Raw genomic sequence first — 8,117 nt, 5'->3', positions numbered from 1 at the left:
TTCTTGAAGATGCCAAAAAGTATACGGATAAGCAAGTTTCTAATATTGTAAAAGACGGCGTTAGTGAGGCTAATTCGTATACAGATATGAAGTTTGAGGCGTTGAATTATGCTGTTGAGGATGTTCGAAAAGAGGCAAGACAAGCAGCTGCTGTTGGTCTAGCGGTAGCTGGTTTACGCTATAGTGATATTCCTGGAAAATTAACAATCGCATTTGGGAGTGGTTTGTGGCGCAGTCAATCTGCTTTTGCTTTTGGTGCAGGTTATACTTCAGAGAACGGTGATATTGGTTCCAACTTGTCAATTACCACTTCTGGAGGGCACTGGGGTATAAGTGCAGGGGTTAATGTGATACTCAACTAATAAACGATTAAATCCATAAAATTGAATTGCCTTTTTCTTATTTAAGAAAAGGGCAAATTTTTTACCTTCTTCCAGAGTTCTCTAAAGCTATTCTAAATGTAAAAACTCTCGTAATTATATAAAATCCGAATAGAAAAAACCTATGACAACTTTTGTTGAGCATCAAAGAGCTTAGTGGAAAAGATTCAAAAAATTGATTGCTATTTTTTTGATAATTAGGTAACGAGCTTATTGCTCTATCCTGTTATTTTGATTTATTAAAATTCCTAAAGTAATGTAAATACGAATATGCCTTTTATTAAAAGAAGACAGTTTTAGCTTTTATTTTCGTGTAGTTTTAAACGTATGCTTTATATTAGCGTCGTTATAATTTTTCATTGAAAGTCTTATTGTTTAAATGACAAATTATCTTAAGAAAGTATAGTTAAAAATATTATGTTTTTTTAATCAGTTGCCTTATGTCCGGTAGGGCTGCTGGCATTTGGGGTATACGTCTCTTCTGCAAGGATCGGCTAAAAACACCAAATATCAATGGAAAAGTAGGAAAGGTGCAGAGCGAGTATTGGTATTCCTAGTAAGAACATAACGCGACAAATTATAGGCGTAGCAGCTGGTAGCAAACCTGCCGCTGCAGTGAATCTTAGACAGTTGCAAGATTTAGAAGAAGCCGTAAGAAAAAAGGTTGGAAACTGCCTATTGCTGTTGAAGTAGCTAAAGATGTGGGTGCTAGATAGTACATACATTTTTCATTTGGAGGAAGTAACTTCAGGGTTAAAAGAGATAAGGACGATGAAAATAAGCTCATATTTGGTTTGGCTAATGACATAGCATTGAAAAGCCTAACATTAGGAGAGAAAACAAAAGTAGATGCAACAGGCTTAGTAATTACTGATGACCCGCAAATAACCACCGGTAGTATTAATGCGGCAAGTAAACAAGTAACAAATGTTGTAGAAGGAACGAGCAATACTGATGCAATGAATTTTTCATAACTGAAGGGAATAAAAGAACAAGTAGTAGTGAGTATTTTTGTAAAACAGGATACAGCAACGAGACACATTACCATTAGTAAGGATATAGATGAGGCATTTTAGTAAAAAGCTTTCATAAATCCTCTAATGAAATAAAAAATCTTATTCATGAAAAATAAATTGATGCCTAAACGGATAATCAATAGGTACAGAAATTATACCTTTTTCAAAGAGGTCAAAGCTAAAAACGAGACACAACCTTTGATAGAAAAATGAAATCAATTCTAATATTAAGTATTTTTTTACCTTCCTTAAATTGACTTTCACGAACCTGCCCCTAATTACCCTCTAAAGACGCTGTAGAGACAACAGTTTATGTCTTAATTTTATTTATGTCCTAAAACACGCTGTAAAAGCAGGAACACACAAGGGAAATAAGAAAGCTCTAGAGCTCACCTTTTTTGTGTTTTTAATCTATTATTATGAGGGGGTATTATGAAAAAATTATATACTACACAAAATCTGCGTGATTTGAGTTTTTCTCGTTCACATTATCGATCATCATTGTTTAAAGTAGCTTCGTTGGGAACTGCGGTGGCATTGTTTTTATCGAATGCTGCTCCTGTTTTTTCAGCAAATCTCGATTTAAAAAAAGCATCTCTTGAAAGTATGAAGAATGCTGCCGTGGTTTATCCGCAAAGCATCATCTCTGCGTATGATTACTATGATGGTGATAAGGAAAATTATTTAACAGCATTGAATGTGGCAATGATGCTAAAAGTTGACGCTTCTGATGACGATGCAAATTTTTTAACCAAAACCCTTTCTAATATAAGTAATGATGATCCTATTGTGAATGTTTTAAGGGCAGATGGTAAAAACTCATTGGAAAGAACATTAGATGCAGGCGGGCAATATCAAAAATCGATCATCAGTTCACAGAATGGTGAGAATACAGCGATTATTGATGCATTGAATCCTTCGCACAATGACTCTATGGCTAGAATGCTGCGCGAGACAGATATGCAACGTGATGTAGCAGGTACTAATGTCATATTTGGTAATGATATAAAAAAGGCCGACAAACTCCATAATAATAGTGATATTACTGCTCTTGGTGCCAAAATAATAGTCAATGCTGCCGATGTGGTTGCTGTTGGTTATGGTGCGCAGGTGGATAATAGCTTTACTGTTGCTGTAGGTCATTTGGCGTATGCTGTAGGTGAAAAAAGTATTGCTATAGGTAGTGAAGGTAGAAGTGGTGATAAACCGATTCCCTCTGAGGCGCGTACAATAGCTGCGGGCAAAGAATCAATTGCTATTGGACATCGTGCTAAGGCGAACGCTGAGGAATCTGTAGCTTTTGGTTCTTATTCAACAGTGACGACACATTTAGGTGTTGCTCTTGGGAGCGAGTCTGTGGCTGATGTTGCTGCTGGCAAGCTTGGTTATAATCCTTTAACTAAAGACACGTCAGCTGACGATATGATATGGGCAAGCACACTAAGTGCAGTGAGTGTTGGTGATGTTAAATCGCAAAAAACGCGCCAGATTGTAGGGGTGGCAGCTGGTAGTAGCGACTCTGATGCTGTTAATGTTGCACAGCTAAAATCATTACAAGCATATGTAGATCAAGGTTGGCAGCTGTCTGTTGGGGGTGAAAATGCTAAAGCCGTTGGTATAAAAGATACTGTAGATTTGTCAGTTGCAAGTGACAACCTTACGATTACAAAAGGTGAGGAAGACAATAATGTAAAATTTGATCTAGCTAAGAATATTACAGTGCAGCGAGTTACCGCTGGAAGAAGCTCTATAAGTGATGATGGCATTCTGTTTGCTGATGGGGCTAAAATAACTGTGAACGGTATTGATGCTGGCAATAAACAGATTACAGGAGTTGCGAATGGAGAAAAACCTGATGATGCAGTGAATTTTGCGCAGCTACAAGAGATAAAAAATCAAATAGCAGCAAATAGTTTTGTTAAGCAAGATGGTGGAGAAGAAGGTCGTATCACCATTGGCATGGCAACAGGTGGTTCTGAAATCAATGTTGCAAACAAATCGGGTGAAGATAGGACAATTTCCGGTGTAAAGGCTGCTGTAAACAATAATGACGCTGTTAATAAAGAACAGCTCGATGGTCAGATTGCAGATGTTGTTGACACCATAAAAAGCAATAGCCTTGTTAAGCGAGAAGAAGAGACAAATCGTATTACCATCGGTAAGGAAATAGAAGGCACAGAGATTAATGTTGCAAACAAGTCTGGTGATGCTCGTACAATTTCTGGTGTGAAGGCAGCGGTTAAGGATGATGAAGCCGTTAATAAAAAACAACTTGATGGTGAAATTGCAGATATCACGGACAGTATTAAGGTCATTAAAGAAGCAAATAACTTTTCGGTTCTCTATGATAAAGAAAATGATACTGTTAACTATAATAGTATAACTTTAGGTGGCGGTAAAAGCACTGGACCAGTTGCTCTCCATAATGTACAAGCTGGTACAATTGCAGAAGGGTCGAATGATGCAATTAATGGCAGCCAGATTAATAAAATATCCGGAGATATTGCAAACTATTTAGGTGGTGATGCCTCATTTGAGAATGGAGCTTTTGTAGGACCACAGTATAATTTATCTACAGTTTCTGCGGATGGTTCTGGAGAACAGAAAATCTTCGATAATGTTGGTGAGGCTTTGACAGGGCTTGATGCAAATGTAAAGAATGTGAATAGTCGCTTAACACACGTAACCAATGAGTTTACTCAGAAAATTGAAGGTGTTTCTAAAGATTCTCTCTTGTGGAGCGAAGATGAACAAGCATTTATTGCTCTTCATGGAGCAAACGGAGAGAAGGCAGACAGCAAAATCACATTTTTGAAGGATGGAGACATTTCTGCTAACTCAACAGATGCTATAAATGGTTCGCAGCTTTTTGCTACTAATCAGAATGTTACCAATGTTGCGGATAATACATCTAAATATTTTGGTGGTGGTGCAGATGTATCTAACGGCAAGGCACCAACGTATACTATTCAGGGCAAACCACATAATAATTTTGAATCTGCTTTTAGTACAGTTGATACTTCTATCACGAATATACAAAATCAGATTACGAATGCGACAAAAAATAGCATTGTTAAACAGGAAGGGGAGGCAGATACTATCACCATTGGTAAAGCAACAGGTGGGACTGAAATCAATGTTGCGAACAAATCGGGTGATGCTCGTACAATTTCTGGTGTGAAGGCAGCGGTTAAGGATGATGAAGCCGTTAATAAAGGACAATTGGATGGCCGTATAGCAGATATTAGTAACAGTATTAATAACATTAAAGAGGGAAGTGCTTTTGCAGTTCTCTACGATAAAAATGCAGATGGAACTGTTAATTATAATAGTGTGTCTTTGGGTGGCGGTAAAAGCACAGGACCAGTAGCTCTCCTTAATGTCAAAGATGGCAAAATTGCTAAAAATTCGTATGATGCGATTAATGGAAACCAAATTAATCAAATCTCCCAAGATATTGCCAACTATTTTGGTGGTGATGCCTCATTTGAGAATGGTGCTTTTAAAGGACCAAAATATAGTTTATCTAATATTTCTGTAGATGGTTCCGAAGAACAGAAAACCTTTACTGACGTTGGTTCGGCCTTAACGGGTCTTGATGCCAATGTGAAGAATGTGAATGATCATTTAACGAATGTGGCAAATAATTTTACACAACAAATCAATAATATTACACAAGAAGTTAAAGGGGATGCCTTGTTGTGGAACGGGGATGAGCAGGCATTTGTAGCACGGCATGGAGAGTCCAATAGCAAAATTAAGTTTCTTGCCAATGGAGACATTTCTAAAGATTCAACGGAAGCTGTAAATGGTTCGCAGCTCTTTGCCACTAATCAGAATGTTATCACTGTTACGAATGATCTAGCACAAATTGCTCAAAATACATCACAATATTTTGGTGGTGGTGCAGATGTATCTAATGGTAAGGCGCCCACTTACACTATTCAGGGCAAACCACATAATGATTTTGAGTCTACTTTTAATGCTGTTGATAATTCTATCACGAATATACAAAATCAGATTACAAATGCGACAAAAAATAGCCTTGTTAAGCAGGAGGAAAATGAAGGTACTATCACCATTGGTAAAGCAACAGGTGGGACTGAAATCAATGTTGCGAACAAATCTGGTGATGCTCGTACAATTTCCGGTGTGAAGGCAGCGGTTAATAATGATGAAGCTGTTAACAAAGCCCAGCTTGATAAAAGTATAGAGAAGATTTCTAATGATATTAATCTTACAAGTGCTGCTGCAGTTCTTTATGATAAAGAAAACGGTGCTGTTAATTATGGTAGCGTAACTTTAGGTGGGATGGATAACCAAGGCCCCGTTGCCCTTCATAACGTTAAAGATGGCATGATTGCGCAAGGATCGCATGATGCAATCAATGGGAACCAAATTAATAAAATATCTGGAGATATAGCAAATTATTTTGGTGGTGGTGCGTCATTCGAGAATGGTGCTTTTGTAGGACCACGGTATAATTTATCTACAGTTTCTGCAGATGGTTCTGCGGGGCAGAAAATCTTTGAAAATGTGGGTGAAGCGTTGAGTGGGCTTGATGCAAATGTAAAGAATGTGAATGATCATTTAACGAATGTGACAAATAATTTTACACAACAAATCAATAATATTACACAAGAAGTTAAAGGAGATGCCTTGTTGTGGAACGGGGATGAGCGGGCATTTGTAGCACGGCATGGAGAGTCCAATAGCAAAATTAAGTTTCTTGCCGACGGAGACATTTCGTATGATTCAATGGATGCTGTAAATGGGTCGCAGCTTTATTTTATGGGTGATCATCTTGCTTCTTATTTTGGTGGTGGTGCTGGATATGATGAAAACGATGATTGGAATTCTCCTACTTTCAACGTAGCGCAATTCAATGCTGATGGCAGTTCTGGTAAGAAGAAGAGCTATCATGACGTTGCCAGTGCTTTTGACGGCGTGAGTGAGAGTATGTCCAAGATAAACAAACGCATTCAAAATGTTGAAAAGAATGTCTCTTCCAATGGTTTAAATTGGAATGAACAGAAAGGAATGTATGACGCTAGTCATAAAGGTAAAGCGAGCAAGATTGATAATGTAGCTGATGGTAAGGTTGAAAAAGGCTCAAAAGAAGTTGTAAATGGAGGACAGCTATGGGAGACGAACAAGAAGGTCACAGAAGTTGAAAACAGGGTAGACACAATTGAAAACAAGGTTGATAATATCCATCAACATATCCAAGATATTGAAATTTCAGTTGCAGATGGTGCGGTTAACTATGATAAAGATGGAGAAGGGAATAAGACCAATAGGATCACTTTAGCGGGTGGAGATCCCAGTGAACCTGTTTTAATTGATAATGTTGCTGATGGCCGTATTGAGAAGGGATCGAAAGAAGCAGTGAATGGTGGGCAACTGCATGACTATACTGAGCAGCAAATGAAGGTTGTTCTCGATGATGCAAAAAAATATACGGATAGTCGGGTAGATAATATTGTTATTAATGCCATTGATGATGCTGTTGATCGGTCTGACCGATATACAGATATGAAGTTTAATATTTTAAGTTATGACATTAAGAGCGTACGCAAAGAGGCAAGACAAGCAGCCGCTGTTGGTCTAGCAGTTTCCAACCTCCGTTACTTTGATGACCCAGGCTCTTTGAGCGTCTCATTTGGTAGCGGGGCATGGCGTGGACAATCCGCATTTGCTATTGGTGCTGGTTATACATCTGAAAACGGAAAAATCCGCTCTAATCTCTCTGCCACGAGTGCTGGTGGTCATTGGGGAATAGGTGGTGCAATCACTCTGAAAATAAAATAATACGAACAACGAAAACTGAACAAAACACTCACCCTCATTTATTGAAATGAGGGTGATTTTTTTTAACAGACGCACTCTATTTATCTAGAGATAAGCATAATATTTGATGAGACTATAAACTTTTAGGTTGTAGAAAATCTTTATATGCTTTTATTGCAAAAATATCACAATAGAATCCATATTGCTAAAAAGTTATATTTTTATGTTGCTATTTTCTTGAACAGTCTATAGTGCTACGGAGATGTATATTAGTAAGACTCATTTTGATAAAATAACTTTCAAAGGGGGGATAAGCAATGCGTCAAGATAAAAGGCACATCACAGAACCGCGCACATATTATTATATGATATATTAAAAACGAACAGTCTGTTATCCAAGACGAGCTAGATTTCAAACATATTACAATTTCGTTTTACTTTACTTTTTATTAATAAAACAATGCTTTCTAATAAAATCAAAGTATATAATTAGGAAAATACATACTAAGAACTTTTTCAAAGTATTTTATAGCAACGATTACCAAGTAAAAAGTAATATTAAATATGTAAGATCTCTTTCTCAGTTAGGAAAAACAGCACACTAAAACCATTAGACTCTAAATGTGTTATCTTTATGTCCACAAAACATAACCAAAGAAAAAACATTTAGATCTCAATACAGAAAGCACAAACAAAACAAAATTAAAGACTCAATATGTTCACATTCTAAGCAATGATCCTCTATTTTAAATACCAAAGAGATCAATAATGCTAAAATATGTCTTTTTTATGTTTTGGAGGTGTTTTTAAGTTTTTTCATTGGAGAGTTTGTTATGAAAAAATTATATGCCCCACAAGCAACGAGTGAATTAAAACGTTCTCGTTTTTCTTTTGTTAAAGTTCTTTCGTTGGCTACAGCGGCTACATTTTT

Annotated in this window: 3 protein-coding genes; all 3 read left to right on the top strand. The window is 37.0% G+C overall.

The annotated features are described in order from the left end of the window. Positions 1 to 362, top strand: a 362-nt coding sequence (locus PVV60_RS08945; RefSeq protein WP_273724405.1) for a YadA-like family protein, incomplete at its 5' end; no start/stop codon positions are given. A gap of 812 nt (positions 363 to 1,174) precedes the next feature. Continuing rightward, positions 1,175 to 1,354: a hypothetical protein gene (locus PVV60_RS08940; RefSeq protein ID WP_273724404.1), complete on the top strand. Its 180-nt coding sequence runs from the start codon at positions 1,175 to 1,177 to the stop codon at positions 1,352 to 1,354. A gap of 474 nt (positions 1,355 to 1,828) precedes the next feature. After that, positions 1,829 to 7,207, top strand: coding sequence for a Vomp family autotransporter (locus PVV60_RS08935; RefSeq protein WP_273724403.1), 5,379 nt, complete (start codon positions 1,829 to 1,831; stop codon positions 7,205 to 7,207). Positions 7,208 to 8,117: the final 910 nt, after the last annotated feature.

The sequence above is a fragment of the Bartonella sp. AU18XJBT genome (assembly GCF_028618595.1).
Classification (GTDB): Bacteria; Pseudomonadota; Alphaproteobacteria; order Rhizobiales; family Rhizobiaceae; genus Bartonella.
The sequence above is the reverse complement of the archived record's forward strand: the minus strand, read 5'-3'. Positions and strand labels throughout refer to the sequence as shown.